Source organism: Streptomyces sp. NPDC054849 (genome assembly GCF_053610945.1).
This window is the reverse complement of the sequence record NZ_JBSGZI010000008.1, coordinates 83,711-109,642: the sequence shown is the minus strand read 5'-3', so window position 1 is coordinate 109,642 and position 25,932 is coordinate 83,711. Positions and strand designations below refer to the sequence as shown.

Annotated in this window: 29 protein-coding genes; 16 read left to right on the top strand and 13 right to left on the bottom strand. The window is 71.7% G+C overall.

The window, feature by feature from the left end:
- The first annotated feature begins 146 nt into the window (after positions 1-146).
- Complete coding sequence (locus tag ACWGIF_RS06175; RefSeq protein WP_453491724.1) at positions 147-707, top strand: streptavidin; 561 nt, start codon at positions 147-149, stop codon at positions 705-707.
- A 313-nt stretch (positions 708-1,020) separates the two neighbouring features.
- Positions 1,021-1,209: a hypothetical protein gene (locus tag ACWGIF_RS06170; RefSeq protein ID WP_453491722.1), complete on the top strand. Its 189-nt coding sequence runs from the start codon at positions 1,021-1,023 to the stop codon at positions 1,207-1,209.
- 48 nt (positions 1,210-1,257) lie between these two features.
- On the opposite strand, the gene ACWGIF_RS06165 is transcribed toward ACWGIF_RS06170, so the two are convergent.
- The gene (locus ACWGIF_RS06165; protein ID WP_453491719.1) at positions 1,258-2,823 is read right to left on the bottom strand and encodes a hypothetical protein; all 1,566 of its coding nucleotides are present in this window, start codon (positions 2,821-2,823) and stop codon (positions 1,258-1,260) included.
- Between the two features lie 129 nt (positions 2,824-2,952).
- Positions 2,953-3,147, bottom strand: a complete 195-nt coding sequence (locus ACWGIF_RS06160; protein ID WP_453491716.1) for a hypothetical protein — start codon at positions 3,145-3,147, stop codon at positions 2,953-2,955.
- 350 nt (positions 3,148-3,497) lie between these two features.
- On the opposite strand from ACWGIF_RS06160, the gene ACWGIF_RS06155 reads away from it, so the two are divergent.
- Both ACWGIF_RS06155 and ACWGIF_RS06150 read left to right on the top strand, forming a co-directional pair.
- A complete protein-coding gene (locus ACWGIF_RS06155) occupies positions 3,498-4,499 on the top strand; it encodes a fibronectin type III domain-containing protein (protein WP_453491713.1) in 1,002 nt (333 codons plus the stop codon).
- Between the two features lie 63 nt (positions 4,500-4,562).
- Complete coding sequence (locus ACWGIF_RS06150; protein ID WP_453491711.1) at positions 4,563-6,659, top strand: ATP-binding protein; 2,097 nt, start codon at positions 4,563-4,565, stop codon at positions 6,657-6,659.
- A gap of 143 nt (positions 6,660-6,802) precedes the next feature.
- On the opposite strand, the gene ACWGIF_RS06145 is transcribed toward ACWGIF_RS06150, so the two are convergent.
- Entirely contained in the window at positions 6,803-6,988 is a 186-nt protein-coding gene (locus tag ACWGIF_RS06145; protein ID WP_326592559.1) for a DUF5999 family protein, read from the bottom strand.
- 155 nt (positions 6,989-7,143) lie between these two features.
- Here ACWGIF_RS06145 and ACWGIF_RS06140 point away from each other — a divergent pair, with 155 nt between their 5' ends.
- Together ACWGIF_RS06140 and ACWGIF_RS06135 are read left to right on the top strand one after the other, a co-directional pair.
- Entirely contained in the window at positions 7,144-7,584 is a 441-nt protein-coding gene (locus ACWGIF_RS06140; RefSeq protein WP_453491708.1) for an SRPBCC family protein, read from the top strand.
- Between the two features lie 63 nt (positions 7,585-7,647).
- Positions 7,648-8,412, top strand: a complete 765-nt coding sequence (locus tag ACWGIF_RS06135) for an LppU/SCO3897 family protein (RefSeq protein ID WP_453491705.1) — start codon at positions 7,648-7,650, stop codon at positions 8,410-8,412.
- 99 nt (positions 8,413-8,511) lie between these two features.
- Here ACWGIF_RS06135 and ACWGIF_RS06130 read toward each other — a convergent pair whose 3' ends face one another.
- Positions 8,512-9,741: an acyl-CoA dehydrogenase family protein gene (locus tag ACWGIF_RS06130; protein WP_453491702.1), complete on the bottom strand. Its 1,230-nt coding sequence runs from the start codon at positions 9,739-9,741 to the stop codon at positions 8,512-8,514.
- 216 nt (positions 9,742-9,957) lie between these two features.
- Here ACWGIF_RS06130 and ACWGIF_RS06125 point away from each other — a divergent pair, with 216 nt between their 5' ends.
- On the top strand, positions 9,958-10,602 hold the full coding sequence (locus ACWGIF_RS06125; protein WP_453491699.1) for a TetR family transcriptional regulator: 645 nt from the start codon (positions 9,958-9,960) through the stop codon (positions 10,600-10,602).
- A gap of 263 nt (positions 10,603-10,865) precedes the next feature.
- Here the strand turns inward: ACWGIF_RS06125 and def are convergent, their stop codons facing one another.
- Positions 10,866-11,420 (bottom strand): peptide deformylase, encoded by a 555-nt coding sequence (def, locus tag ACWGIF_RS06120; protein WP_453491696.1) that lies wholly within the window; start codon positions 11,418-11,420, stop codon positions 10,866-10,868.
- Positions 11,421-11,544: 124 nt separating this feature from the next.
- Here def and ACWGIF_RS06115 point away from each other — a divergent pair, with 124 nt between their 5' ends.
- The 6 genes from ACWGIF_RS06115 to ACWGIF_RS06090 all read left to right on the top strand — a co-directional run bounded on the left by ACWGIF_RS06115 (position 11,545) and on the right by ACWGIF_RS06090 (position 16,821).
- Entirely contained in the window at positions 11,545-12,783 is a 1,239-nt protein-coding gene (locus ACWGIF_RS06115) for a MurT ligase domain-containing protein (protein WP_326592547.1), read from the top strand.
- A gap of 20 nt (positions 12,784-12,803) precedes the next feature.
- Positions 12,804-13,532: a type 1 glutamine amidotransferase gene (locus tag ACWGIF_RS06110; RefSeq protein ID WP_030841891.1), complete on the top strand. Its 729-nt coding sequence runs from the start codon at positions 12,804-12,806 to the stop codon at positions 13,530-13,532.
- Positions 13,533-13,748: 216 nt separating this feature from the next.
- Positions 13,749-14,774: a 6-phosphofructokinase gene (locus ACWGIF_RS06105; RefSeq protein WP_453491693.1), complete on the top strand. Its 1,026-nt coding sequence runs from the start codon at positions 13,749-13,751 to the stop codon at positions 14,772-14,774.
- A 103-nt stretch (positions 14,775-14,877) separates the two neighbouring features.
- The gene (locus ACWGIF_RS06100; protein ID WP_453491690.1) at positions 14,878-15,834 is read left to right on the top strand and encodes a cytochrome c oxidase assembly protein; all 957 of its coding nucleotides are present in this window, start codon (positions 14,878-14,880) and stop codon (positions 15,832-15,834) included.
- 32 nt (positions 15,835-15,866) lie between these two features.
- On the top strand, positions 15,867-16,025 hold the full coding sequence (locus tag ACWGIF_RS06095; RefSeq protein ID WP_453491687.1) for a hypothetical protein: 159 nt from the start codon (positions 15,867-15,869) through the stop codon (positions 16,023-16,025).
- An 85-nt stretch (positions 16,026-16,110) separates the two neighbouring features.
- On the top strand, positions 16,111-16,821 hold the full coding sequence (locus ACWGIF_RS06090; RefSeq protein WP_453491684.1) for a lysophospholipid acyltransferase family protein: 711 nt from the start codon (positions 16,111-16,113) through the stop codon (positions 16,819-16,821).
- Between the two features lie 82 nt (positions 16,822-16,903).
- Here ACWGIF_RS06090 and ACWGIF_RS06085 read toward each other — a convergent pair whose 3' ends face one another.
- The 7 genes from ACWGIF_RS06085 to ACWGIF_RS06055 all read right to left on the bottom strand — a co-directional run bounded on the left by ACWGIF_RS06085 (position 16,904) and on the right by ACWGIF_RS06055 (position 23,448).
- The gene (locus tag ACWGIF_RS06085; protein WP_453491681.1) at positions 16,904-18,568 is read right to left on the bottom strand and encodes an alpha/beta hydrolase; all 1,665 of its coding nucleotides are present in this window, start codon (positions 18,566-18,568) and stop codon (positions 16,904-16,906) included.
- A gap of 191 nt (positions 18,569-18,759) precedes the next feature.
- Positions 18,760-19,563 (bottom strand): urease accessory protein UreD, encoded by an 804-nt coding sequence (locus tag ACWGIF_RS06080; protein WP_453491678.1) that lies wholly within the window; start codon positions 19,561-19,563, stop codon positions 18,760-18,762.
- Positions 19,560-20,255: an urease accessory protein UreG gene (gene ureG / locus ACWGIF_RS06075; protein ID WP_453491675.1), complete on the bottom strand. Its 696-nt coding sequence runs from the start codon at positions 20,253-20,255 to the stop codon at positions 19,560-19,562. Before ureG ends, ACWGIF_RS06080 begins: the two co-directional genes overlap by 4 nt.
- A 135-nt stretch (positions 20,256-20,390) precedes the next feature.
- Positions 20,391-21,065, bottom strand: coding sequence for an urease accessory protein UreF (locus ACWGIF_RS06070; protein ID WP_453491672.1), 675 nt, complete (start codon positions 21,063-21,065; stop codon positions 20,391-20,393).
- 31 nt (positions 21,066-21,096) lie between these two features.
- The gene (locus tag ACWGIF_RS06065; RefSeq protein ID WP_453491669.1) at positions 21,097-22,818 is read right to left on the bottom strand and encodes an urease subunit alpha; all 1,722 of its coding nucleotides are present in this window, start codon (positions 22,816-22,818) and stop codon (positions 21,097-21,099) included.
- Positions 22,811-23,122, bottom strand: coding sequence for an urease subunit beta (locus ACWGIF_RS06060; RefSeq protein ID WP_453491666.1), 312 nt, complete (start codon positions 23,120-23,122; stop codon positions 22,811-22,813). The genes ACWGIF_RS06065 and ACWGIF_RS06060 overlap by 8 nt, the downstream gene beginning before the upstream one ends.
- Before the next feature lie 23 nt (positions 23,123-23,145).
- A complete protein-coding gene (locus ACWGIF_RS06055; protein ID WP_453491663.1) occupies positions 23,146-23,448 on the bottom strand; it encodes an urease subunit gamma in 303 nt (100 codons plus the stop codon).
- Between the two features lie 314 nt (positions 23,449-23,762).
- On the opposite strand from ACWGIF_RS06055, the gene ACWGIF_RS06050 reads away from it, so the two are divergent.
- The gene (locus ACWGIF_RS06050) at positions 23,763-24,155 is read left to right on the top strand and encodes a VOC family protein (RefSeq protein WP_453491660.1); all 393 of its coding nucleotides are present in this window, start codon (positions 23,763-23,765) and stop codon (positions 24,153-24,155) included.
- Between the two features lie 9 nt (positions 24,156-24,164).
- Here the strand turns inward: ACWGIF_RS06050 and ACWGIF_RS06045 are convergent, their stop codons facing one another.
- A complete protein-coding gene (locus ACWGIF_RS06045; RefSeq protein ID WP_453491657.1) occupies positions 24,165-24,614 on the bottom strand; it encodes an ATP-binding protein in 450 nt (149 codons plus the stop codon).
- 196 nt (positions 24,615-24,810) lie between these two features.
- Here ACWGIF_RS06045 and ACWGIF_RS06040 point away from each other — a divergent pair, with 196 nt between their 5' ends.
- Together ACWGIF_RS06040 and ACWGIF_RS06035 are read left to right on the top strand one after the other, a co-directional pair.
- Entirely contained in the window at positions 24,811-25,695 is an 885-nt protein-coding gene (locus ACWGIF_RS06040; RefSeq protein ID WP_453491655.1) for a helix-turn-helix domain-containing protein, read from the top strand.
- A 12-nt stretch (positions 25,696-25,707) separates the two neighbouring features.
- The gene (locus ACWGIF_RS06035; RefSeq protein ID WP_453491652.1) at positions 25,708-25,929 is read left to right on the top strand and encodes a DUF397 domain-containing protein; all 222 of its coding nucleotides are present in this window, start codon (positions 25,708-25,710) and stop codon (positions 25,927-25,929) included.
- The last annotated feature ends 3 nt before the right edge of the window (positions 25,930-25,932 follow it).

Genomic DNA, 25,932 nt, shown 5'->3' with positions numbered 1-25,932 from the left:
CAAAGGCGCATGCCGTATCGCCGATTGTTCACCGACACCGCAAGGTGCACGGCCGAGGTCACAAACCTTGACGGGCGGGGGTGGGGCGGACGCGCGGAACATGCGCCTCGCGCCTCCCGTCGGCAACAACCAGGGGAGTGTTTTCCTTGACTCACCAGCGCAAGATCGTCATTGCAGCCATCGCCGTTTCCCTCGCCTGCGCCTCGGTCACGGCCGGCGCGTACGCGGACACCGCCGAGGACGCCGGCGCCCGGCCCTCGGCCGCCGGGGCCGGGATCACTGGAACCTGGTACAACCAGCTCGGCTCGACCTTCATCGTGACCGCGACGCCCGACGGCGGCCTCACGGGCACCTACGAGTCGGCCGTCGGCAACGCCGAGAGCCGCTACGTCCTGACCGGCCGCTACGACAGCGCCGCCGCCACCGACGGCAGCGGCACCGTCCTCGGCTGGACGGTGGCCTGGAAGAACAACCACCGCAATGCCCATTCCGCCACCACGTGGAGCGGCCAGTACACCGGCGGCTCCGACGCGCGGATCAACACCCAGTGGCTGCTGACCTCCGGCACCACCGAGACCAACGCCTGGAAGTCCACCCTCGTCGGCCATGACACCTTCACCAAGGTGAAGCCGTCGGCCGCCGCCGTGGATGCGGCCAGGAAGGCGGGCGTGGGCAGCGGCAGCCCGCTCGACGCCCCGCAGCCGTAGACGCATCCGGCTTCTTCCCCCGGCCGGTGAAATCAGCGTGATCCCGCACGCTCGATACCGCCGGCCGGGGAAGGCATTGCCCTGCGGAGGGCTTGAACAGGCGGAGTTGATTTTCAGTCAAACCCTTCTTGCCGCCCCACCATCTGGCTTGAACTCCACGACCCGTTCGTTATATTCGGACGGTTTGTCAACGCTTGATTCCGGCGGAGTTCTCGCAAGAGGACGAGGCGCCAAGGAGGATTCGAAATCCACGCCTGCCACCGTGCCGGGGCACGGCCCACCCGGGCCACATGACACGGAGAACCACAGCACCATGAACACGAACAGCACCATGAACACGCACAACACCATGCACACGGAGGGCGCAATGCCGCACGGATCATCTCTCATCGACGCACCGGCCCGGCACGCCGGAGACGCACACCCGGTCGGCCGCCGGGCCGTCCGTGCGGTGGGCGCGATCCCGCGGACGGACACCGGATGGACCTTCATCGCCACCTGAGACGGGGCCGCCCCGAAGGTTCGCCATGAGAAGGAGGCCGGCGGTCCGTCAGCTGTCGCGGACCGCGACGATGCCGTTGAAGACGCCGACGTACGCGGTGCCGTCGGGCCCGAGGGTGATCGGGGCCCAGTTGTTGTCGTAGAGCGGGCCGGTGCCGGTCAGCTGCCGCCAGCGGCGCTCACCGGTGTGGAAGTCAACGGCTGTCAGGTACCAGGCGTCGATCCCCCAGGAGTTGGGCTCCTTCTCGTAGAAGTACAGCAGCCCGTTCGCGGTGGAGAGCTTGGGAACAACGGAGGGCGCGCGGATGGCGCTCTCCCACACCGTGTCGCAGCCGCTGCCGTCGGCGCGCACGTCGATGCGGGCGACGCCGCCCACGACGGACCTGCCCAGCAGCAGGGTGGAGGGGTTCTCGTAGCCGTAGTTGTTCTCGACGACGATGCTGTTGCCCCAGGTGATCAGGGAGTTGTCCGTGGTCGAGGCGCCGGAGCCGAACACCGGCACCTTGCACACCAGCCGCTGGTCCGCGCGGACGTCCGGCCCCCGCTGGTAGACGAGGACGTTCATCCGGTCGTCGGCGTTGTCGGTGATGGCGACGTAGCCCTTGCCGAAGAGATCCGGTGTCGTGCCCGAACCCTGGTTGACGGAGCCCGGTTTGGCGGCGCTCCCGCGATCGTACGTCTGGCGCCACTGCACCTCGGGAGTGCCGTCGGCGCCGGCCCGGAAGCTGTACAGCGCGTGGTCGGAAACGATGGAGACGCCGTCCTCGGCGACCGAGAAGGAATTCTGGATCTCCTCGCCGGGCAGCCGGACGGAGCGGATCTGCGAGGTGGCCGGATCCACCGTGCCGACCCGGCCCTGGCGGGTGACCCACCAGATCCGGCCGCTCCAGTCGGGCATCACGGAGGTGACGGGATCACAGGTGCCGCTGGGCCGCAGATTGGTCCAGGTCACGCAGTCGTGGGGAACGTGGCCCGTGAGGTCCCAGTCGTCGTCGACCGTGAACGCCCAGCTGCCGTCCGGCTTCTGGGAGTGGGCGAGCCGCAGGATGTGCTGGCGGGAGTCGGCCAGCACGGCGCGGTCCTGATCGTCCAGGAAGAAGTAGGCGCCGCCCGAGGTGTCCTTGAAGATCTTCGCGAAGTCGAGCGAGGTGATCGCCTCGACGGTCGAAGAGCGCTGCGGGAGCTGGTACTCGGCGAGCGTGGCGAGCGTCCGAGGCTCCAGGAGCTTGACCTTGAAGCCCGAGAAGGTCCCGCACACCGTGACGAGCCGGCCACCCGCGTCGAAGGTGGCGGTGGCGCACTCGCCACCGAGGGCGGCGATCTTCCGGCTGGTCACCTGCGGGTTCTGGCCGAGCGGCCCGGACCAGGGGGAGGTGGCGCTGCCCGCCGCGTCGGAGTGCATGCCGCTGCGGCCGTTGGGCGCGAGCCGGGGGTGCTGGGGCGGCGCCTCACCCGGCAGGGGTGCGGCGGCCGCGGGGCTGCCCTCGTAGTGGCGGATCAGGCGGTGCCCGGGGGTCTTGGGTATCTCCTCGGCCTGGGCGGGCGAGCCGCCGTAGATCACCGTGAAGGCGGCGACGACAGGCATCACAGCGCAGTTCAGCGCTCTTCGGAACATCCGGGCTTCCTCCATGTCTCCTCGCCTCTGTTGACATTGCGTCTGACATCGCGCCGCCGCCGACGCTAGATCGCACCGCATGAGGAGTCCATGGACGGGCCGGATGATTCACGAAGGCGCAACAGTCGATCAAGGGTGGAGGCTGGACACCACGTTCGCGGTGGCCGTCAGGCCGTTGTGGATGGTCGCGGCCATGCTGCTGCTCGCGAGGTAGAAGCCGAGCAGCACGCAGACGACGGCGTGGGAGAACTTGAGTCCGCCGCTGCGCAGGAAGATCCAGGCGAGGATGAGGAGCAGGACGACCACGGAGAGGGAAATCACCATCGAAACCTCCTTACTCGCCGCCATGGTGGCGCAGGAGGCGGTGACTTCGGGCGAAACACGTGTCCGCCGTACGGGTGTTGACCGTCCGTGACGGGCGGTCAGTCCTTGACGACCGCGTTCCAGTGGGGGCCGAACGGTCGCGCCGGCGTCCGAGATCGCCGACCTCGTGGGGCGGGCGGCCCAGCAGGCCGGCGCCGAGCCCGACCCGCTGCGACGAGCCGGGGATGTGATCAGAGGAAGACGAACCGGGTCACCTGGCGGTCCGCCGTCCGCAGGGGTCTTGCCGCGCTCCCGCCTGCCGTGCCATATATGTCTAGACCTTTAGGGAAGCAGCCGAGGAAGGCACCCCCGTGCGACGCAGCGCCCCCACGCTCGCCCTCCGCCCGGCCGTCGCGGGCCTCACCGGCCTCATGCGCCTTGCAGGTCTCACGGGCCTTGCGGGCCTTGCGGGCCTCACGGCGTGCACCGCGCCGGACACCGAGCCCCCGCCCGCCCCGGCCGGACTCACCGCACGGGCCGGCAGCGCCACCACCGTGCACGTCATGTGGGACGCGGCGGCGGACCGGGACGGGGTGAGCGGCTACCAGGTCTTCGAAGCCGACCGCATGGTCCGCGAACTCCCGGCCGGGAAGACCATGGTGGACATCACCGGCCTGGCCCCGCAGACCGGCTACGCCTTCACGGTCCGCGCGAAGGACGCCGCCGGAAACGTCTCCGGCCCCGGCCCGGCCGCCCGGGTGACCACCCCGGCGGCGCGCGCAGAGGACCGGCTGGCCCCCACCGCCCCCGCCTCCACCACGGGTCGCGCGACCGGCCCCCGGGCCGCCTGGGTGTCCTGGACGCCGGCGACGGACGACACGGGCGTGACGGCGTACGACGTCTACCAGGGCGGCGTCCGGATCCACACCGCCGGCCCCGGTGAGAGCGGCACCGCACTGAGCGGATTGCGACCGGACACCGTCTACACCTTCACCGTCCGGGCCCGGGACGGGGCGGACAACTCCTCCTCCGACGGACCGGCGGTGGACGTGACGACCCCGCCCACGTCCGGCGACGGGCCGGGCACCGCCCCCGCCGAGTTCGCCGCGGCCGCCTCCCCGGGTACGGTCACGCTCAGCTGGACCGCTCCGGAAACCGGCCGGGAGACCGCCGAGTACGAGCTGTACGTCAACGGACGGCCCACGACCGTCATCCAGTTCGGCGCGGGTGCCGTGCCGAGCGGCCGGGTGGAGCACCGGCTCACGGTGGCCGAGCCGACCGGTACGGTGTGGGCCCTGAAACTGCGGGCCAGGCTTCCCGACGGCACCTGGGGATCCTTCTCCGCGGAGCGGCGGATCACCCTCGTATCGTGAAATTCAGGCACCGATCCGGCTGGAACGGCACGGCTGGATAAGAAGATCGCGCACAATACATCCGTGTTCGGTGAGTACGCGTTCCATGACAGTGAGGCAGACTCCGCGGACGGCGACCCGCCGCCGGGCTCCGGCCCCGCGCCGGGAAACCTGCCGGCCGAGCCGGCGAGCTTCGTCGGCCGCGAGCGGGAACTCCGGCTGCTCGGCGACCTGTTGCTCGATCGAAGGCTGATCACCCTCACCGGGGTGGGCGGCGTCGGCAAGTCGCGGCTCGCCCTGCGGGCCGTGGCAGACGCCCGCCAGGCACGTCCCGACGGCGTCTGGTGGGTGGAGCTGTCGCCGCTGCGCGATCCCGGCCTGCTCACCGCGACCGTGGCGCACGCCGTCGGCCTCGCCGACCACTCCCCGCGCCCCCTCGACGAGGAGTTGTGCGCGTGGATGGCCGACAAGGACCTCCTCCTGGTCCTGGACACCTGCGAGCACCTGGTGGCCGACTGCCGCCATCTGGTCGGTGAACTCCTTCAGTCCGCCCCCGGCTTGACCGTCCTGGTCACCTCGCGGGAGCCGCTCGGCTGCGCGGTCGAGCAGGTCGTCGACGTCCGTCCGCTGCCCTGTGAAGGACCCGACAGCGACGCCCTCGCCCTCTTCCGCGCCCGCGCCCTCGCCGCGACCCCGCAGGCGGCGGCCGTCTTCGCCGACCCCGGACGCACGGCGGTGGCGGCCGAGGTCTGCAGGCGCCTGGACGGCATCCCGCTCGCCCTCGAACTCGCGGCCGCCCGGCTGCGGTTGTGGACGCTTGAACAGATGGCCGAGCGGATGGGCGAGCGCTTCGCCCTGCTGTCGGACTCCCGGGCCGCCCTGCCGCGCCGGCACCAGACCATGCGGACCACGATCGGCTGGAGTCACGAGCTGTGCGAGCCGCTGGAGCGGCTGCTGTGGGCCCGGCTCTCGGTCTTCACGGGCGACTTCGACGTCGCGGCGGCCCGCGCCGTGTGCGCGGGCGGCCCCCTGTCCGCCGCGCGGGTGGAGCGGGTGCTCACGGGCCTGGCCGCCAAGTCGGTGGTGCTGCGCACCGAGGAACGCGGGACCGGCACCCGCTACCGCATGCTGGACACGATCCGCGAGTACGGACACGACTGGCTGGGCGAGCTCGGCGAGGTGCAGCTCGTCACCGACCGGCACGCCCACTGGTACGCGGCGCTCTCCGCGGCCGCCGACCGTGGCTGGCTGGGGCCGGGGCAGGTGGACTGGTACCGCAGGATCACCGCCGAGCACGCGCAGCTGCGTACCGCGCTGGAGCACCTGCTCGCCGCCGACCCGACGGCGGCGATGGAGATGGCCGGGGCGCTGTGGTTCTACTGGTTCGCCTGCGGGCACGGGCACGAGGGCCGGGCCTTCCTGGAACGGGCGCTGCGGGCCGCTCCGCGGACGGGGGCCGCGCACAACCAGGCGTTGTGGGCCCTCGGGCTCACGGCCCTGCTCCAGGGCGACATGGACGTGGCCCACCGGTACGCCGAGGAGTGCACGCGGGACGCGGCCCGGCTCGCGGACCCCGAACGGGAGTTGCGCGCGGCCTATCTGGAGGCGTCGTCGGTCCTGATGCCCGGCGACCCCCTGCGGGCCCTGACGCTGGCCGGTCCACGGGCCCGGGCCGGCCGCGGCGGGCGCACGAGCGGCCCCGGCTGGCTCCTGTGCAAGCTGGCCACCGCCTACGCCCTGTGCGACCTGCGACGTTTCGAGGAGGCGTCCGAGGAGGCGCGGTCCCTGCGGGAGGCCTGCGCGGAGCTGGGCGAGCGCTGGCTCCGGGCGTACGCGGACTACGTCCTGGCGGTGACCGCACTGGGCCTGGGCGACCACGGGGAGGCGGCCCGGCACGTACGGGCCATGCTCTCCGGGAAGCGGCTGCTCGGGGACCGCTTCGGCATCGCGCTGGGCCTCGACCTGCTGGCCGCCGCGGTGGCCGCACTGGGCGACGGGGAACTGGCGGCGCGGCTGCTGGGCACCGGGCACGCGTGGTGGCGCACGGTGGGGCGGCCGCAGATGGGCTCGCCGTCGCTGACGGCCCTGCGGGACCAGGGCGAGCGGCAGGCCCGGGCGGCGATCGGCGACGCCGCGTACGAGGCGGCGTTCCTGGGTGGCGCGGCTGCGTCCACCGGCTGAGTTCCAGCCGGTGGACCCGGTAACTCCTGGGCTCCCGTCAGTACGGGAGGGGTCTGCCCGACGGTGTGCGCAGATCCAGGTCTCGGGGGGCGGGCTTGGGGACGGGCTTGCGGATCAGCTGCTGGCGCATGCTGCCTCCTCGCTCAGACCAGGGCCGGGCGGCGGGGTTCCACCGTGCGGCTGTCGGGGAGCAGTTCACCGGTGTCGTCGAAGATCACCACGCCGTTGCAGAGCAGGCTCCAGCCCTGTTCGGGGTGGGAGGCCACAATCCGGGCGGCGTCGTGATCGGCGCTGTCGGCGGTAGGGCAGGGGGGCTGGTGGGAGCACATGGCGCACCTCCTCGCGATGTGGGGCGGGAAGGCCGGTGGTCACCCGGTCGAATCCGCGATCCACGGTGGCGGTGAGTATTACTGATCGCCGCCCCCGGACGGAACCCATATCCGCCGTCCAGTTCACGGTGTGTATGCCCGATTACGATGCGCTCATGCCCGCTATCCGGATCGTTCACCGTACGTCTCTGCCGGCGTCCGAGACGTGGCTTCGGCTCACGGACTGGGAGCGCCAGGGCGCACAGGTCCCCTTCACGCGGACGGTGATCGACACCGCGCCCCCGACACGTGTCGGAACGACCTTCACGGCGCGCACGGGCGTGAGCAGGATCACGTTCGACGACCCCATGGAGGTCGTGGTCTGGCGGCCCCCCTCGGAGGGGTGCTCGGCCGGGCTGGTCCGGCTGGAGAAGCGCGGCCGGTCGGTGAGGGGCTGGGCGGAGATCGAGGTCCGCCCCCTCGCCGGGGGCGGAGCGGAGGTCCACTGGCGTGAGGACCTGCGCCTGCGCGGCCTCCCCCGCGCCTTGGACCCCGTGGTCGCGGCGGCGGGCCGCTTGCTCTTCGGGCGGGCCGTCGCCCGGCTGCTGGCCCGCTGAGGACGCGGGCTAGGGTGCCGTGATCACCGCGCCGGTGATCACGATGCGACCGAGGAGATTCCCGTGGCCACTCCGCCACCGCCGCAGCAGGGCGCCGGCCCGTACGGCCCGGCCGTCCCCTGCGGACCGCAGCAGGCCGACGCGTCCGGCGGTCCTGTGTTCACCGGGCCGCAGCAGCCGTACGGCGCGTACGGCGCACACCCGCGCCCGGGCCCGTTCGCCTGCCGCCTGTGCGGAGCCTGGCCCGCCACGCCCGCGATCGTGCGCGGCCACCAGGGCCTGGTCGTGATGATGCGGTCCCTGAGCCGGACCGGACCGTTCTGCCGCGACTGCGGGCTCGCCACCTACCGTCGCATGTCGTCGGACACCCTGTGGCAGGGCTGGTGGGGTCCGCTGTCCCTGTTCATCACGCCTGTGACCCTGCTGACGAACCTCGGCCCGCGCGCGGCGTTCCGCAGGCTCGCTCCCCCGGCGGGCGGCTTCCGGCCGGCCCTCGACCCGGGCAAGCCGCTGTGGCGCCGGACCCCGGCCCTCCTCCTACTCACGCCTCTCGTGCTCCTGGCCCTCGCGGTCCCCATGATCTTCACGCTGGGCCTGCTGGCCGGTGGTGACGAGCCGACGAGACTGACCGTCGGCCAGTGCGTGCGCGACGTGGGCGACGGCGCCGGCCAGACGCTGCTCGTGGAGCCCTGCAATGCGCCGAGCGCGCAGTACCGGGTCACCCGGCAGCTCGAGCCCGGCACCACCTGCGCGGACGGCGAGCTGTACGCCTACCCCGAATACGGCCCGGGCGGAACGACCACGAGCTGTCTCGCCCCACTGCGCTGAGGTGTGGGGGTGCGGGACCCCTGCCCCGCACCCCCACAGTCCGCCCCGGCACCCCGCGCCCCTGCCGAGGCTCAGCGCTCAGCGCCCAGCGCCGAGCGCTCAGCGGATCGGCATACCGGAGATCGTGCGGGCGATCACCAGCCGCTGGATCTCGCTGGTCCCCTCGAAGATGGTGTAGATGGCACTGTCCCGGTGCATGCGCTCCACCGGGTACTCCCGGGTGAAGCCGTTGCCTCCGAGGATCTGGATCGCCTGGGCGGTGACCTTCTTGGCGACCTCACTCGCGAAGAGCTTCGACATCGAGCCCTCCGCCGACTCGAACGGCCGGTTGGCGACGGCCATCCAGGAGGCCCGCCAGACCAGCAGCCGGGCCGCGTCGATCTGCGTCCGCATGTCGGCGAGCTGGAAGGCCACGCCCTGGTTGTCGATGATCGGCCGGCCGAACTGAATACGGGTCTTGGCGTAGTCGAGGGCGACCTCGTATGCGGCGCGCGCGGTGCCCACCGCCATCGCGCCGACCGCCGGCCGGGAGGCCTCGAAGGTGGCCATGGCCGCGTTCTTCACGCGCTCGCCCCCGCCGCTGCGGGCCCGCTCACGGGCCCGCGCGAGGCGCTCGTCGAGCTTCTCCTTGCCGCCGAGCAGGCAGGAGCCCGGGATCCGTACGTCCTCCAGGACCACCTCGGCGGTGTGCGAGGCGCGGATGCCGTGCTTCTTGAACTTCTGGCCCTGCGACAGTCCGGGGGTGCCGGGCGGCACGATGAAGGACGCGTGCCCCTTCGTGCTCAGGTCCGGGTCGACGACGGCCACGACGATGTGCACGTTGGCGATGCCGCCGTTGGTCGCCCACGTCTTGGTGCCGTTGAGCACCCACTCGTCCTTGGCCTGGTCGTAGACCGCACGGGTGCGCATCGAGCCGACGTCCGAGCCGGCGTCCGGCTCGGAGGAGCAGAAGGCGGCGACCTTCACGTCGTCCGGGGTGCCGTACATCTGCGGGATCCAGGTGCCGATCTGCTCCTCGGTGCCGTTCGCGACGACGCCGATGGCCGCGAGTCCGGTGCCGACGATCGACAGGGCGATGCCGGCGTCGCCCCAGAAGAGCTCCTCCATCGCCATCGGGATGCCGAGGCCCGTAGGGTCGAAGAACTGCTGGGCGTAGAAGTCCAGCGAGTAGATGCCGACCTTGGCGGCCTCCTGGATGACGGGCCAGGGAGTCTCTTCGCGCTCGTCCCATTCCGCGGCGGCGGGGCGCATCACATCGGCGGCGAAGCCGTGGATCCAGTCCCGCACCTGCTTCTGGTCGTCGTTGAGCTCCATGGTGAACTCCGCCATGTCCCCTCCACCTGTTCTGTACGTGTTCCTGCAGAGGTTACTAGCGGTAACCTACGTCGGGGCCTCAGTCTGTTACCGGCGAGTAAGTACTGTCAAGCACCGGCGATACCGCGTGGGCACCCGGCCCGGTACCCGCCGAATCGATCGCGGGGGTGCGCCGGGTGTTACGTTGCGTGGGCGTCACGCACATCGCAAGGGCGGGGAGAGAAACACGTCATGGAGACCACTCAGCAGGCCGGCGAACCGGGAGCGGCCGAGCGCCGGCGGCGGGAGCTGCTCGAAGCCGCCGACCGGGTCGTGCTCAGGGACGGCCCGAAGGCCTCCATGAACGCCATCGCGGCGGAGGCCGGCATCACCAAGCCCATCCTCTACCGGCACTTCGGGGACAAGGCGGGCCTCTACCAGGCACTCGCCGTCCGGCACACCGACGCCCTGCTCGACTCGCTGCGCGCCGCGCTCGACGCCCCCGCCGAGCGCCGCCGACGCGTGGAGGCGACCCTCGACACCTATCTCGCCGCCATCGAAGCCCGCCCGCAGGTCTACCGCTTCCTCATGCACCCGGCCGAGGACTCCCCCAGTGTCGAGCGCGGCTTCGACGTGGGGCTGCACTCGGCCCCGCTGCTGCGCCGGCTCGGCGAGGAACTGGCCGAGGTGATCGGCGAGCGGGTGGACCTCGGGCCCGGCGGCGAGCGCCTCGCCCGGGTCTGGGGCCATGGCATCGTCGGCATGATGCACGCGGCCGGGGACTGGTGGCTGGGTGAGCGCCCGTGTGAACGCGCGGAACTGGTGGCCGCCCTCACGGACCTTCTCTGGGGCCGCCTCTCCACAGCAGGCAACCGCCTCAACGGCCCCGGCTTCTGACTGCCTTCGACGGCCTTGCCCCCCATGCCGGCGTGGACAACTCCACCCCACGCGGCCAACCCGGCCCCGCCAGGGCCAACCCCGGCCCCGCCGGCGGTTGAGGCGCGGGTCCGGGCAGAGCCCGGTGCCCGGCGGAGCCGGGTTTCCCGGGACACCGCCCCAGACCCCGGCGAGGCTTGAACGGCCCGGCCCCAGGGGATGTGCGGGCGAGGCTGCACCGGGCCGGCCAGGCAGAGGCCGGGGTGCCGGCGCGACCCGGGCGGCTACTCGGGCAGCGGCCTCGTGCCCCACGGGGCCTTGCGGATCGCCCGCCGCAGGCGCCGCGCCCGCAGCCCGGTCACGCGGTCCGCGTAAACGGTGCCGGCCAGGTGATCGCACTCGTGCTGCAGGCAACGCGCGAAGAACCCGGTACCGGAGATCCGCACAGCCGCACCGTCGGACGTGACGCCCTCGACCACCGCATGGTCGTGGCGGACCGTTCCCGCCTCCAGCCCGGGCAGCGAGAGACAGCCCTCCGGCCCGAGGAACTCGTCCCCGTCGGCCGTCACCAGGCGCGGGTTGACGATGTGCCCGACGTGACGGACGTCCTCGTCGTCGGGGCAGTCGTAGACGAACACCCGCTGTCCGACGCCGATCTGGTTCGCGGCGAGGCCGACGCCCTCCGCGGCGTACATCGTCGCGAACATGTCCTCGATGAGCCGGTCGAGGGCCGGCCCGAATTCGGTGACCTCCGCGCACGCCGAGTGGAGCACCGGATCACCGAGCAGGCTCATGGTGCGGACGAGGCCGGTGGTACCGGGAATGAGGCGCTGTCGCATGGCCGTAAGCCTACGACGGGCGACTATATGAGGAGATCCGCGGCGGCGCGGGGGGCGCCGCGGTCAAGGCTCCGGCCGGTACTGGATAGGCTGGGGCCGACCGACGCAAGGAGGACAAGGGACGATGGCAGGCAACACGGAGCCGCTTTCGCCGCGGGCCAAGCTGGCCGTGACGGCGGGCAAGGCCGCGGCGGCGGTGTCGCGGGCCGCGGGACGCGGAAGCGGATCGGTGATCGGTGGCAAGGTCGCACTCAGGCTCGACCCCGATCTTCTCGGCGCGCTGGCGCAACATCTCGACGTCGTCCTCGTCTCCGCGACGAACGGCAAGACCACGACGACCCGGCTGATCGCGGAGGCCCTGCGGGCCAGCGGTCCGGTCGTCTCCAACGCCCTCGGCGCCAACATGCCGGCCGGCATCACCTCGGCGCTGGCGGGCGGCTCGGACGCCAAGTACGGCGTCATCGAGGTCGACGAGAAGTACCTGGCCGGAGTGGCCCGGGACGTCACCCCCAAGGTGATCGCCCTGCTCAACCTCTCCCGCGACCAGCTGGACCGCGCCGCCGAGACCCGCATGCTCGCGGAGAAGTGGCGCGAGGGCCTCTCGGGCTCCAAGGCGGTCATCGTCGCCAACTGCGACGACCCGCTGATCGTGTGGTCCGCCTCCTCCTCGCAGAACGTGGTGTGGGTCGCGGCCGGCCAGGAGTGGAAGGACGACGCCTGGTCGTGCCCCTCCTGCGGCGGTGTCATGCAGCGCCCGGGCGACGACTGGTTCTGCGGCGAGTGCGGATTCCGGCGCCCCACCCCGACCTGGGTGCTCTCCGGCGACCACGTCCTGGACCCGCACGGCTCGGCCTGGCCGATCCACCTCCAGCTGCCCGGCCGCGCCAACAAGGCCAATGCCGCCACCTCGGCCGCCGTGGCTGCCGTCTTCGGCGTCCCGCCGCAGGTCGCGCTGGAGCGGATGTACCAGGTGCAGGCCGTCGCCGGCCGCTACGACGTGGTGAACTTCCAGGGCCGTGAGCTGCGGCTGCTGCTCGCGAAGAACCCGGCGGGCTGGCTCGAAACGTTTTCCCTGATCGACCCGCCGCCCACCCCGGTGATCCTCTCGGTGAACGCGCGCGGCGCCGACGGCACCGACACCTCCTGGCTGTGGGACGTGGACTACCCGCGTCTGGCGGGACACCCGATCTTCGTGATCGGTGACCGCAAGCTGGACCTCGCGGTCCGCCTGGAGGTCGCGGGCCTGGACTTCCGGGTGTGCGAGACCCTCGACGAGGCCGTGCAGCTGGCGCCGCCGGGACAGATCGAGCTGATCGCCAACTACACCGCCTTCCAGGACGTGCGCCGCCGCGTCGGCAACTAGTACCCATAGAGGACAAGAGCATGAGCGACAACAGCCTGCGTCTGGTGTGGGTCTACCCCGACCTGCTGAGCACGTACGGAGACCAGGGCAACGCCCTCGTGGTGGAGCGCCGGGCGCGTCAGCGCGGCCTGGACGTGCAGCGCGTGGACGTGCGCAGCGACCAGCCGATCCCGACCTCGGGCGACATCTACCTGATCGGCGGCGGTGAGGATCGGCCGCAGCGCCTGGCCGCGGAGCGCCTGCTGCGCGACGGCGGTCTGGAGCGCGCCGTCTCGAACGGGGCGATCGTCTTCTCCGTCTGCGCCGGGTACCAGATCCTCGGCAAGGAGTTCGTCAACGACCAGGGGCAGCGCCAGGAGGGCCTCGGCCTCCTGGACGTGGTCACCCTGCGCGGTGAGGGCGAGCGGTGCGTCGGCGACGTCCTGGCCGACATCGACCCGCGCCTGGGCCTGCCGCAGCTGACGGGCTTCGAGAACCACCAGGGCGTCACGCACCTCGGCCCGACGGCCAAGCCGTTCGCCCGGGTGACCATGGGCCGCGGCAACGGCACCGGCGACGGCACCGAAGGCGCCTACAACGACACGGTGTTCGGCACCTACATGCACGGTCCCGTGATGGCCCGCAACCCGCAGATCGCGGACCTGCTGCTGAAGCTGGCCCTCGACGTGAACGCGCTGCCGGCCATAGACGACCGGTGGTACGAGGCGCTGCGCGCGGAGCGCATCGCCGCCGCGACGCAGCCCGCGTAACACCTGACGGACCGCTCATCGGGGCGGCCCCGTCATCATGTGTTCGGCCCGGTTTTCCCTAGGGGGAACCGGGCCGACGTGCGTTCGCACCACCGGGTCGACCAGCATCTGGAGGATGGTTCAGCCCACCCTCGTTCCGCTTGTAGGGTGACGGGTAGTTCCCACCGGACGACGTGGTCCGGTCGCCGGCCCACGTTGCAAAGGTCTCTTCCTGCCATGCGCATAGGTGTGCTCACTTCCGGTGGCGACTGCCCCGGCCTCAATGCCGTCATCCGCTCCGTCGTGCACCGCGCCGTCGTCGACCACGGTGACGAGGTGATCGGCTTCCACGACGGCTGGAAGGGCCTCCTGGAGGCGGACTACCGCAAGCTCGACCTGGACGCCGTCGGCGGCATCCTCGCCCGCGGCGGCACGATCCTCGGCTCTTCCCGGGTCCAGCCCGCGCATCTGCGGGACGGGGTGGAGCGCGCCCGCGGCCACGTCGCGGACCTGGGCCTCGACGCGATCATCCCGATCGGCGGCGAGGGCACGCTGAAGGCGGCGAACCTGCTCTCGCAGGCCGGTCTGCCCATCGTCGGCGTCCCGAAGACCATCGACAACGACATCGCCTCCACCGACGTCACCTTCGGTTTCGACACGGCCGTCGGCGTGGCCACCGAGGCGCTGGACCGCCTGAAGACCACCGCGGAGTCCCACCAGCGCGTGATGGTCGTGGAGGTCATGGGCCGCCACACCGGCTGGATCGCCCTGCACTCGGGTATGGCGGCCGGCGCGCACGCGATCGTCGTCCCGGAGCGCCCCTTCGACATCGAGGAGCTGACGGCGATCGTCGGCGAGCGCTTCTCCGCGGGCAAGCGGTTCGCGATCGTCGTGGTCGCCGAGGGCGCCAAGCCGCGCCCGGGGTCGATGGACCTCGAGGAGGGCGGCGTCGACATGTACGGTCACGAGCGGTTCGCCGGCATCGGCAACCGGCTCGCCGTGGAGCTGGAGCACCGCTTGGGCAAGGAGGCCCGTCCGGTGATCCTGGGCCACGTCCAGCGCGGCGGCACTCCCACCGCGTACGACCGGGTCCTGGCCACCCGCTTCGGCTGGCACGCCGTGGAGGCGGCGCACCGCGGCGAGTTCGGCATGCTGACGGCGTTGCGCGGCACGGACATCGAGATGGTGCCGCTCGCCGAGGCGACCTCGACCCTCAAGACGGTTCCGGCCGCGCGGTACGACGAGGCCCAGACCGTTCTCTGACGCCCCTTCCGTACGCCCCTTTTGTCATGGGCCGCCCCCGCGCGCACGAGCGTGCGGGGGCGGCACTACTGTGGTGGGGCACCACGGTCAAGGGAGTGAACAGATGGATCACAGCGGGCACGGCATGGACATGAACATGGACCTGCCGCCGTTCACTCTCGGGCGCGGGCTGGAGTTCTCCTTCGACGGCTTCTTCCTGACCGCCTCGCTGGTGGGGCTCGCGCTGTACGGGTGGGGCGTGCTGCGGCTGCGCCGGCGCGGGGACTCCTGGTCGCCGGGCCGGACCATCGCGTTCACCGCGGGCGTGCTGACGGTGATCCTGGTGATGTGCACCAAGCTGAACGACTACGGCATGGTCATGTTCAGCGTGCACATGGTCCAGCACATGGTGATCAGCATGGTCACCCCGATCCTGGTGCTGCTGGGCGCTCCGGTGACGCTGGCGCTGCGCGCGCTGCCGCCCGCCGCCCGTGGCCACAAGGGGCCGCGCGAGCTGCTGCTGATGCTGCTGCACAGCCGGTACATGAAGGTGGTCACCCACCCCGCCTTCACCATCCCGATGTTCATCGCGAGCCTCTACGCGCTGTACTTCACGCCGCTCTTCGACTTCCTGATGGAGAGCCGGACGGGGCACGTCGCGATGATGGTCCACTTCCTCGCCGTCGGCCTGATCTTCTTCTGGCCGATCATGGGCATCGACCCGGGGCCGCACCGTCCGGGCTACGTGATGCGGATGCTGGAGCTCTTCGCGGGCATGCCCTTCCACGCGTTCTTCGGCATCGCCCTGATGATGGCGAGCGAACCGATGATCAAGACGTACGCGAACCCGCCGACCTCCCTGGGCGTCGACGCGCTGCTCGACCAGCAGTGGGGCGGCGGCATCGCCTGGGCCTTCAGCGAGATCCCCTCGGTGCTGGTCCTGATCGCCCTGGTCTACCAGTGGTACCACTCCGACCGGCGGGCCGCGAAGCGGTCCGACCGGGCCGAGGACCGCAACGGTGACCGGGAGCTGGAGGCGTACAACGCGTATCTCGCCTCGCTCCAAGCGCGTGGCCAGTAGCGGAACACCGCCTTCGCGCGTCACCATGGGGCATGACCGGATCCGTTAAGGCGATGGCTGTCATGACCTTCGCCGCCCTGGTGGCCGTCGCCGCGTATTCCGTGGCCCTCGGCAGCAACGGCTGGCTGTGGTTCGGCTGGGTGGTGCTGGGGCTGCTGACCGCCGGGATGGCCGCTTCGCGCAGCGTGTGAGGAAGGTTCCCGCCGCCCCCTGCCGGCCCGGGACTCACCGTCCGTAAAATGTCGGTGACAACGGGATATCGACAGGAGCGGCCTGGTGTTCTACCACTTGCTCAAGCACGTGTTGCTCGGACCCCTGCTACGGCTGCTCTTCAGGCCTCGTATCGAGGGACTGGAGAACATCCCGGCAGAGGGTGCCGCGATCGTCGCGGGCAATCACCTGTCGTTCTCCGACCACTTCCTGATGCCGGCGATCCTCAAGCGGCGGATCACCTTCCTCGCGAAGGCCGAGTACTTCACCGGCCCGGGGATCAAGGGCCGGCTCACCGCCGCCTTCTTCCGCAGCGCCGGTCAGATCCCCGTGGACCGCTCCGGCAAGAAGGCCGGGCAGGCGGCGCTGCGCGAGGGACTGGCGGTGCTGGCCAAGGACGAGCTGCTGGGCATCTACCCGGAGGGGACGCGCTCCCACGACGGCCGGCTCTACAAGGGCAAGGTGGGCGTGGCCGCGATGGCCCTGGGCGCCGGGGTGCCCGTCGTGCCGTGCGCGATGGTCGGCACCTTCGAGATCCAGCCGCCCGGACAGAAGATCCCGAACATCCGGCGGGTGACCATCCGCTTCGGCCGGCCGCTGGACTTCTCCCGTTACGCCGGGATGGAGGGCGAGCGGGCCGTCCTGCGGGCGGTCACCGACGAGATCATGTACGCGATCCTCGAACTGTCCGGCCAGGAGTACGTCGACCGGTACGCGTCCGAGGTCAAGGCCGAGGAAGAGGAGGAACGGAAGAAGGCCCGGCGCAGGTCGCGCTGAGCCTCCTCCCGTGCCGGCGGTCCGGATCCGGGTCGTGCCTTTCGTATCGCGCGGGCTCGACCGACAAGATCCGAAAGACGCCCTAGCGGACGGCCGGCAGCTCCTCATGTGCCGGCCAGCCGGCGCCGGAGCCGTGGTCGAGCGAGAGCGCGGCGACCGGGGCCGGGGCGACGGGGGCGGCGTGCGGGGCGCACGTCACGTCCTGGGCGTCGACCCTGCCGGTCAGCAGGTAGGTGTCCACCCGCGTGTTGATGCAGGGGTTGACCAGGCCGGTGACACCGTGCGAGCCGGCGTTCTGCTCGGTGATCAGGCGTGAGCCGGCCAGGCGACGGTGCAGCTCGACCGCGCCCTTGTACGGCGTGGCCGCGTCCCGCTCGGACTGGACGATCAGGACCGGCGGCAGCCCGTGCTTGGCACGGACGTCGATCGGAGTGTGCTGCTTCGACCTCCAGGTCGCGCAGGGCAGGTTCATCCACGCGTTCGACCAGGTCAGGAACGGATACTTCTCGTGGAGGCGGGTGTTGTCCCGGTCCCACGTGGACCAGCTGGTGGGCCACTTGGCATCCGCGCACTCGACGGCGGTGTAGACGGCGTTGCCGTTCTCCGAGGCCGCGTTGCCCTTCACGTCGGTCATGTCCGGGGCGATGGCGTCGACGAGCGCCTGCTCGTCACCCGCGGCGTAGGCGGCCCAGGTCCGGGCGACGGGCACCCAGGAGGAGTCGTAGTACGGGGCTCCCTGGAAGAAGCCGATGAGCTCGGCCGGGCCGACGACCCCGCCGATCGGGTGGGCCTTGGCCTTGCCGCGCAGCTCCTGCCACTTGGCCTCGACCTTGGCGCGGGTGTCGCCGAGGTGGAAGACCCCGTCGTTCTCGGCGACCCAGTCCTGCCAGTCGTTCCACCGCATCTGGAAGGCGACGTCCTGGCCGAGGTTGGCCTCGTACCAGATGTTGTCCTGCGACGGGTCCACCACGCTGTCGACGACCATGCGGCGCACATGGGTCGGGAAGAGGGTCGCGTAGACCCCGCCGAGGTAGGTGCCGTAGGAGACGCCGAGGAAGTTCAGCCTCGCCTCGCCGAGGGCGGCGCGGATCACGTCGAGGTCGCGCGCGGAGTTCGGCGTGGTCATGTGCGGCAGCATTTCGCCGCTGCGCTCCTTGCACCCGTCCGCGTACTCGGCGGCGAGCTTGCGCTGGGCGCGCTTGTCGGCCTCGTCGTCGGGGACCGGGTCGGCCTTGGGAGCCTTGACGAACTCCTGCGGGTCGATGCAGGAGATGGGCGCGGAATGGCCGACACCGCGGGGGTCGAAGCCCACGAAGTCGTAGGCCTTGGAGGCGTTGACCCACAGCGGGCTCTTGGTGGTGACCCGGCGCGGGAAGCGCATGCCGGAACCGCCGGGGCCGCCCGGGTTGTAGACGAGCGCGCCCTGGCGCTCCTGCGGGGTCCCCGTGTTGCCGATCCGGTCGACGGCGATGTCGATGGTCTTGCCGTACGGCTTCGCGTAGTCGAGCGGGACCTTCACCCAGCCGCACTGGATGGGCTTCTCCAGGCCCCAGTCCTCGGGGCAGTCCTTCCAGGCGATGCCGGTACGGGCGGCGCGGGCGGCGGCGAGCTGCACGCCCAGCACCTCCGGCATCCTGAAGCCGGGGTCGGACGGGGCCGCCGCGGCCGGCGGGGCCAGCAGCAGGCTCGCCGCCAGCGTGCCGGTGATGAGTGTGGCGGCGCTCCCCAGCGCCGCGTTGCGTATCACGTGGTTGTTCCCCCTGCGTCAGATGCCGCCGTGGGCGGCCGGGTTGGTCGGGTTCGGTCGTCGGCGTGCAGGGGGATCTTGTCGTCTGAGCCGGACCCGGCGACAGAGCGGGAGCGACTTCTTTGCCAACCCGATAACCGGAAAGCCGTGTACCGCTGAGCGGTGTCCTGCGCTCTCTCCCTTTCCCCGGTTCATCGGTGGTAGGTACGGCGGGCCGCATCGAGCAGCTCGCGCAGCCGCAGGGCGTCCGGGGCCAGGACCGTCACGAGGACGGCCGGACCGGCCAGCGGCGTCACCGCTGCGAACTCCCCCAGCACCGCCGCCGGGGGCGGGTGCTCGGCGAAGACGGGGTCCACGACGAGCAGCTGGCCGAGCGCCCGGTGGCCGGCCAGGCCCGCCGGGCCGTCCCAGCCGCCGGGCGCACCGGGTCCGCAGGCGAGCTCCTGATCCAGGAGGGGACGGCCGCCACAGGTGACGGTGAGGCGGCTGCGCAGCAGGCCCGGGTCCTCTCCCCAACGTCCCAGCACCTGTTCCTCGCGCAGCAATAGGCGCGCCGTGGGAGCCGCGTGGACGCGTGTGCGCACCCGAAGATCGCTGCCGCGCACCGAGACCAGGGGCTCGGGAAGCCACCGCACCGAGGCCGCGTCCTCCAGGGTCAGGTCCACGTCGTACCGCGCGGGTGCCCCTCCCCGGCCGGGCAGCGCCAGGGTGGCCGCCGCCGAGGCCACGGCGAGGCTCGCCCCGGGCCCGGCGGTGGCCTCGACGGTGAGGTGGTCCCCGCCCAGCGGGGCGCTCATCGCACCGACCAGCATGACCCCGGCCTCGGCCGCCGGCCCGCGGGTGCGGCGCAGCGCGAGCGGCCCCTCCCCGGCGAGCAGCGGCAGGGCGGTCCCGCCCCGGCCGTCGGCCACGGCCCGGATGCGGGCGGTGGCCCGCAGGCCAGCCGGGGGCGCCGGGGGCGCCGCCGCGGCTTCGGTCGTGGCCGCGCCGGTCACCGTACGGACCAGGCGGTGATCCGTTCGCGCACCCAGGCGGCCACGGGGGCCACCCCGTCGGGGCCGCGCAGCGACTGGAAGGCGACGGGGAGTTCGCCGCGCTGCTCGGCGGCGTCGCGGGCCATCCGGTCGAGGTCGGAGCCGACGTGAGGGGCGAGGTCGGTCTTGTTGACGACGAGGAGGTCGGCGGTGGTGACGCCGGGGCCGCCCTTGCGGGGGATGTCGTCCCCGCCGGCCACGTCGATGACGAAGATCTGCGCGTCGACGAGTCCGCGGGAGAAGGTCGCGGTGAGGTTGTCCCCGCCGGACTCGACGAGGATCAGGTCGAGCGGGCCGCTCTCCCGGAAGGCCTCCTCCAGTTCCTCGACGGCCTCCAGGTTGGCGGAGATGTCGTCGCGGATGGCGGTGTGCGGGCAGGCGCCGGTTTCGACGGCGGTGATCCGCTCGGGCGGCAGGACGGCCTCGCGGAGCAGGAACTCGGCGTCCTCGCGCGTGTAGATGTCGTTGGTGACGACGGCCATGGAGAGCTCGGCGCGCAGGGCCCGGCACAGGGCGGCGACGGTGGCGGTCTTGCCCGAGCCGACGGGACCGCCGAGTCCGATGCGCAGGGCGCGCCGGGTGCCGTCGGGGCGTACGGGCGCGGCGCTGTGGGTGTGCCGGTGGGGGTAGGTCACGGCGTGGTCGAGGTGCATACGAGGTCTCCCTTGGGGGCGTTCAGGAGCGGAGGTTCGGGAAGCAGGGGCGGGAAGGAGGTTCGGGAGGGTTCAGGGGTGAGCGGGAGAGGGTCAGGGCCGAGCGGGAGAGGGTCAGGGCCGAGCGGGAGAGGGTCAGGAGGCGAACAGGCGTACCGGCCAGTCGGCATGCACCTGGGCCGAGATGTCCAGCAGCGGCGAGGAGGCCGCGGGAAGCGCCTGCGTGCCCTCGGATCGGGCGCGCCGTGCGGCCCGCTCCGCCTCGGCGGCGACGGCGTCGAGCTCGGGTGCGAGCCGGGCCAGGACCCCGCTCGCCTGGAAGGGGTCCAGGCCGAGCAGCCGCACGGTCGCGGTGGCGGGCCCGCCGACGCTCTCGTACGCCGCCACGTGGGCGGCGTCGAGCGGCCCGAGCCCGGCCGCCCGGGCGGTGATGCCGAGCACCACGGGCTGGTGGGCCCCGCGCGGGAACGCCGAGGCCAGCGCCTCCAGTTCCGCGTCGGGCCAGGTGGCCCGGGCGGCGCGCAGCAGCTGCCGTCCCAGTCGCCGGGCCGCGGTGCGCAGCGCCGGCGACGGGGTGCGGGCGTCGGCGGCCGCGTCGAGCTCGTCCGGGTCGAGCCCGAGGGCGGCGGCCGCGGCGAGCGCGGCGGCGGTGAGGCCGGACGTGTGCAGCCGGCCCCGGCAGAAGTCCTCCAGGGTGGCGGCGTCGTGGATCCGGCCCGCCTTGCAGGCGGCCTCGGCCCCGCCCGAGTGGGCGTGGCCCCCGGCGGGGAAGCGGCCGTCGGCGAGGACGAGCAGCGCGGCGCGGCTCATCGGGAGTCCCCTCTCGTCGCGATGCGCGCCATCAGAAGAGGAAGTACCGCTGGGCCATGGGCAGTTCCGTCGCGGGGGCCGGTTCCACGACCTCCCCGTCGATGCTGACCGTGAAGGTGTCGGCGTCGACCTCGACCCTCGGCATGGCGTCGTTGTTGCGCATGTCCGCCTTGGTCACCTTGCGGGTGCTCTCGATGGCCACGAACTTCTTGCCCAGTCCGAGCCGTTCGGGCAGTCCGTCGTCGAGCGCGGCCTGTGCGGTGAAGTTCAGCGAGTTGAGGCCGGGCGCGCGGCCGTGGCTGCCGAACATCGGCCGTGGCAGGACCGGCTGCGGGGTGGGGATGGAGGCGTTGGCGTCGCCCATCTGCGCGTAGGCGATCTGGCCGCCCTTGATGACGAGCTCGGGCTTGACCCCGAAGAAGGCGGGCTTCCACAGCACCAGGTCGGCGAGTTTGCCGGTCTCGACCGAGCCGATCTCGCGGGCGAGCCCCTGCGCCACCGCGGGGTTGATCGTGTACTTGGCGACGTAGCGGCGGGCCCGGTGGTTGTCGGCGGGTCCGTCGCCGGGCAGGGGGCCGCGCCGCTTCTTCATCACGTGGGCGGTCTGCCAGGTGCGCAGCACGACCTCGCCGACCCGGCCCATGGCCTGGGAGTCGGAGGAGATGATGGAGATGGCCCCGAGGTCGTGCAGGACGTCCTCGGCGGCGATGGTCGAGGGCCTGATCCGGGATTCGGCGAAGGCGAGGTCCTCGGGGACGGCCGGGTTGAGGTGGTGGCAGACCATCAGCATGTCGAGGTGCTCCTCGACGGTGTTGACGGTGTGCGGCCGGGTCGGGTTGGTGGAGCTGGGCAGGATGTTGGGCTCGGAGACGACGGTGATGATGTCGGGCGCGTGCCCGCCGCCGGCGCCTTCGGTGTGGTACGAGTGGATGGTCCGCCCGCCGATGGCGGCGAGGGTGTCGGCGACGAAGCCGGCCTCGTTGAGGGTGTCGGTGTGGATGGCGACCTGGGCGCCGGTCTCCTCGCAGACGCTCAGGCAGGCGTCGATGACGGCAGGGGTGGAGCCCCAGTCCTCGTGGATCTTGAACCCGAGGGCTCCGCCGCGCAGTTGGGAGTGCATGCCCTCGCGGGACATGGTGTTGCCCTTGCCGAGCAGGCCGATGTTGACCGGGGAGGCCTCCAGCGCCGCGAACATCCGGGCCAGGTGCCAGGGCCCGGGCGTGACGGTGGTGGCCTTGGTGCCTTCGGCCGGTCCGGTGCCGCCGCCGACCAGGGTGGTGATCCCGGAGGCGAGCGCCTCCTCGATGATCGTCGGGGAGATGAAGTGCACGTGGGCGTCGATGGCGCCGGCGGTGACGATCTTCCCGTTGCCCGCGATGATCTCGGTTTCGGGGCCGATGACCAGCGCGGGGTCGACCCCGTCCATGGTGTCGGGGTTGCCGGCCTTGCCGATGCCGCAGATCCGGCCGTCGCGGATGCCGAGGTCGGCCTTGACGATGCCCCAGTGGTCGAGGACGACGACCCCGGTGATCACGGTGTCCGGAGCGCCTTCGGCCCGGGTGGTGCGGGCCTGCCCCATGGACTCGCGGATCACCTTGCCGCCGCCGAAGACGGCCTCGTCGCCGGCCCGGCCGGGGCCGCCGCTGAGGTCCTGCTCGATCTCGACGAAGAGGTCGGTGTCGGCGAGCCGGATCCGGTCGCCGGCCGTCGGCCCGAAGAGGTCGGCGTACACCGGGCGGGAGATCTCAGCCATCGAGCGGCCCTCCGGTCTCCCCGCGCAGCCCGGGTACGGTGCGCAGTCCCCCCAGCGGCACGAGTTCCACCGCGACCGGGATGCCCGGCTCGAAGCGGACGGCCGTGCCGGCGGCGATGTTGAGGCGGAGCCCGCGGGCGGCGCAACGGTCGAAGTCGAGGCCGGGGTTGGCCTCGGCGAAGTGGTAGTGGGAGCCGACCTGGACGGGACGGTCGGCGGCGTTGAGCACGGTGAGGCGGGTGACGGGACGGCCCTCGTTGAGGAGTACCGGGCCGTCCCCGTAGGCGATCTCGCCGGGGATCATGGGAGTGGCACGCCCTTTCGGATTCAGACGATCGGGTCGTGGACGGTGACGAGTTTGGTGCCGTCGGGGAAGGTCGCCTCGACCTGGACGTCGTGGATCATCTCGGGGATCCCCTCCATGACCTCGTCGCGACCGAGGACGGTGCGGCCGGAGGCCATCAGCTCGGCCACGGTCCGGCCGTCGCGGGCGCCTTCGAGGATGTGCGACGTGATCAGCGCGACCGCTTCCGGATGGTTGAGGCGGACCCCGCGCGCCCTTCGCCTCCCGGCCACGTCCGCGGCCACGTGGATGAGCAGTCGCTCCTGCTCGTGCGGTGTCAGTTGCACTCGTATCACCAAGCTTCCGGGACAAGATCAACAACGTGCGGGGTGACCCTACCGTCCGTCAGCACTCCGTTGACCTGCACACATCCGAACCAAGCATGTCTTGCCCCACACAGGGAAAGGCTTTCCGTCCCGACCACCGCCGCTTTACCGGATCATGGGTGATCATTGGCGGTCGCACGTGGCCGCCACGCTAGGCGTCGTGGTTTTCCATCGCGTTAACCCAGGTTTCCGGCGGGTACCCGGTTCAACTCCGCCGGCTCCTGGGCGCGATGCCGTATACGGATCCGCACACGGATCCCCCACCGAGGAGAGTCATGTTCGTCAACCCCGTCCGGCACATCACCTTCGACGCCCTCGACCCCTACAGGATCGCCGAGTTCTGGTCCGCGGTGACCGGCTTCCCGATCCACCCCGACGACGTGGAGGGGGACGACGAGATCCTTCTGGAGCCGGGCCGGCCCGGTGTGCCCGGCCTCCTGTTCATCCGGGTTCCGGACGCCAAGTCCGTGAAGAACCGCGTCCACTTGGACATCCAGCCGCCCGCCGGCACCCGGGACGAGACCGTCGAGCGCCTGATCGGGCTCGGCGCGAAGATCGTGGACGACCGCCGCGCGGAGGACGGCGTCATGGGCTGGGTCGTGCTCGCCGACCCGGAGGGCAACGAGCTGTGCATCGAGCGCAGCGCCGTGGAACGCGGCCTGGTCTGAGTCCCGGGGTCAGCAGCCGGTGACGCTCCCGGCCGGAGCCCCCACCGCACAGGGCAGCGCGATCCACACCGTCTTGCCGCCGTCCTCGGTCGGGGTGACCGAGAGCCGGCCGCCCGCCTCCGCGGTGAGCCAGCGGATGATGACCATGCCCCGGCCGTTGTCCTGCTGGACGGCGGCCGGGAGGCGCCTGGGCCAGCGCGGGTAGCTGTCGGTCACCCCGACGCGCAGCCACTCCTGGCGCTCCAGCCGGATGTCGACGGTGAAGGTGGGCGACTGGCCGAAAGTGTGCTGTACGGCGTTGGTGGCGAGCTCCGAGACGATCAGCCGGACGCTGTCGGCGGTCTCGGCGTCATCGGGGAGTCCCCATTCGCCCAGCACCTCCGCCACGTAGCGTCGGGCGGCGACGACCGAGGCGGGATCGCTCGGCAGAGTGACGGATGCTTCCTGGTGGTCTGCCATGGCGACGGTCCCTTTCCCACCGGGGCGAAACGTCCCGGATCTGTGCTGGACGCCAGAGTGCCACCCATCGTGCCGCCGCATCTGCCGTTCCCCCAAGATATGCATATATCTGTCGCTCGATGCGGTGAACTCTGCTACGGAAGAGCGTATTTGGACGGCAGACTGGTGCGAGCTGTGCCGGTGGAAGGAGGCGGGTGTGCAGCACGGTCCCGCGGTGCGTCGGCGCAAGCTCGGCGAGGAACTGCGTGCCCTGCGTGACCGGTCCGGACTCACCAGTGGTGAGGCGGCCCGGATCATGGGATGGCACCAGTCGAAAATCAGCCGCATCGAGACAGGCCGCAGTGGCGTGAAACCGGAGGACATCCGGCTGCTCCTCGACGTCTACGGGGAGATCGTCAGCCCGGAGCAGCGCGCGCTGCTGGAGGCGCTGTCGGCCTCGGCGGCCGGCCCCGGAGCGGGCGGCGACACCGGGCGGGGCCGCCAGTGGTGGCACGACTACCGGGGGCTGCTGCCGCAGGAGTACCGGGACTTCATCAGTCTGGAGGCGGGCGCCCGGTCGGCCCGCACCGTGGAGCTGTCCGTGGTGCCGGGGCTGCTGCAGACCTCCGAGTACGCGCGGGCCGTGACCCGGGCCGCACTGGGCGGGCTGCCCGAGCCGAAGGTGGACGCGCTGGTCGAGGTACGGCTGGCACGGCAGTCGGTGCTGCGGGCCGATCCGCCGCTGGAGCTCAGCGCGGTCCTGGACGAGGCGGTGCTGCGCCGGCAGATCGGCGGGCCCGGGGTGATGGCGGAGCAGTTGCGGCACCTCGCGCAGGTGGCGCGGCTGCCCCAAGTGCGCCTGCAGGTCCTTCCGTTCAGTGTGGGGGGACATCTCGGCCTCACGGGGCCGTTCGTCATTTTCTCATTTCCGAACATCGCCGATCTGGATGTGGTGGTCCTCGACCATTTGACGAGTAGCCTCTATCTGGAGCGGAAGGAAGACCTTGAGGCGTACGGCGCCGCGTTCCGCACCATCCAGGCGCACGCCCTCCCGCCCCAGGACTCGTCGGATCTCATCAGCTCACTCGCTGACGACGCGTAAGGAGGCACCCCCGTGTCCGCAACCCCCTTATCCACCGGCGAACTTCTGACCAGCGCGCGGTGGCGGCGGAGCAGCCGCAGCACCGGAATGAACAACTGCGTGGAAGCCGCCGTCCTCGGCGGCGGCCTGCTGGCCGTCCGCGACTCCAAACGGACGGACGGCCCGGCCGTGCTCTTCACCGGGTCCGCCTGGGACGGCTTCCTCGCCTCGGTACGGGCGGACGCGCGCGCGTGACCC

Coding starts and splice junctions, on each gene's coding strand:
- ACWGIF_RS06170 (WP_453491722.1), top strand. CDS start 1,021: ATGAACACGAACAGCACCATGAACACGCACAACACCATGCACACGGAG.
- ACWGIF_RS06065 (WP_453491669.1), bottom strand. CDS start 22,818: ATGGCTGAGATCTCCCGCCCGGTGTACGCCGACCTCTTCGGGCCGACG.
- ACWGIF_RS06130 (WP_453491702.1), bottom strand. CDS start 9,741: ATGGCGGAGTTCACCATGGAGCTCAACGACGACCAGAAGCAGGTGCGG.
- ACWGIF_RS06100 (WP_453491690.1), top strand. CDS start 14,878: ATGGATCACAGCGGGCACGGCATGGACATGAACATGGACCTGCCGCCG.
- ACWGIF_RS06060 (WP_453491666.1), bottom strand. CDS start 23,122: ATGATCCCCGGCGAGATCGCCTACGGGGACGGCCCGGTACTCCTCAAC.
- ACWGIF_RS06145 (WP_326592559.1), bottom strand. CDS start 6,988: ATGTGCTCCCACCAGCCCCCCTGCCCTACCGCCGACAGCGCCGATCAC.
- ACWGIF_RS06070 (WP_453491672.1), bottom strand. CDS start 21,065: ATGAGCCGCGCCGCGCTGCTCGTCCTCGCCGACGGCCGCTTCCCCGCC.
- ACWGIF_RS06160 (WP_453491716.1), bottom strand. CDS start 3,147: ATGGTGATTTCCCTCTCCGTGGTCGTCCTGCTCCTCATCCTCGCCTGG.
- ACWGIF_RS06165 (WP_453491719.1), bottom strand. CDS start 2,823: ATGTTCCGAAGAGCGCTGAACTGCGCTGTGATGCCTGTCGTCGCCGCC.
- ACWGIF_RS06050 (WP_453491660.1), top strand. CDS start 23,763: ATGTTCGTCAACCCCGTCCGGCACATCACCTTCGACGCCCTCGACCCC.
- ACWGIF_RS06115 (WP_326592547.1), top strand. CDS start 11,545: ATGGCAGGCAACACGGAGCCGCTTTCGCCGCGGGCCAAGCTGGCCGTG.
- ACWGIF_RS06105 (WP_453491693.1), top strand. CDS start 13,749: ATGCGCATAGGTGTGCTCACTTCCGGTGGCGACTGCCCCGGCCTCAAT.
- def (WP_453491696.1), bottom strand. CDS start 11,420: ATGCGACAGCGCCTCATTCCCGGTACCACCGGCCTCGTCCGCACCATG.
- ACWGIF_RS06125 (WP_453491699.1), top strand. CDS start 9,958: ATGGAGACCACTCAGCAGGCCGGCGAACCGGGAGCGGCCGAGCGCCGG.
- ACWGIF_RS06140 (WP_453491708.1), top strand. CDS start 7,144: ATGCCCGCTATCCGGATCGTTCACCGTACGTCTCTGCCGGCGTCCGAG.
- ureG (WP_453491675.1), bottom strand. CDS start 20,255: ATGCACCTCGACCACGCCGTGACCTACCCCCACCGGCACACCCACAGC.
- ACWGIF_RS06095 (WP_453491687.1), top strand. CDS start 15,867: ATGACCGGATCCGTTAAGGCGATGGCTGTCATGACCTTCGCCGCCCTG.
- ACWGIF_RS06110 (WP_030841891.1), top strand. CDS start 12,804: ATGAGCGACAACAGCCTGCGTCTGGTGTGGGTCTACCCCGACCTGCTG.
- ACWGIF_RS06045 (WP_453491657.1), bottom strand. CDS start 24,614: ATGGCAGACCACCAGGAAGCATCCGTCACTCTGCCGAGCGATCCCGCC.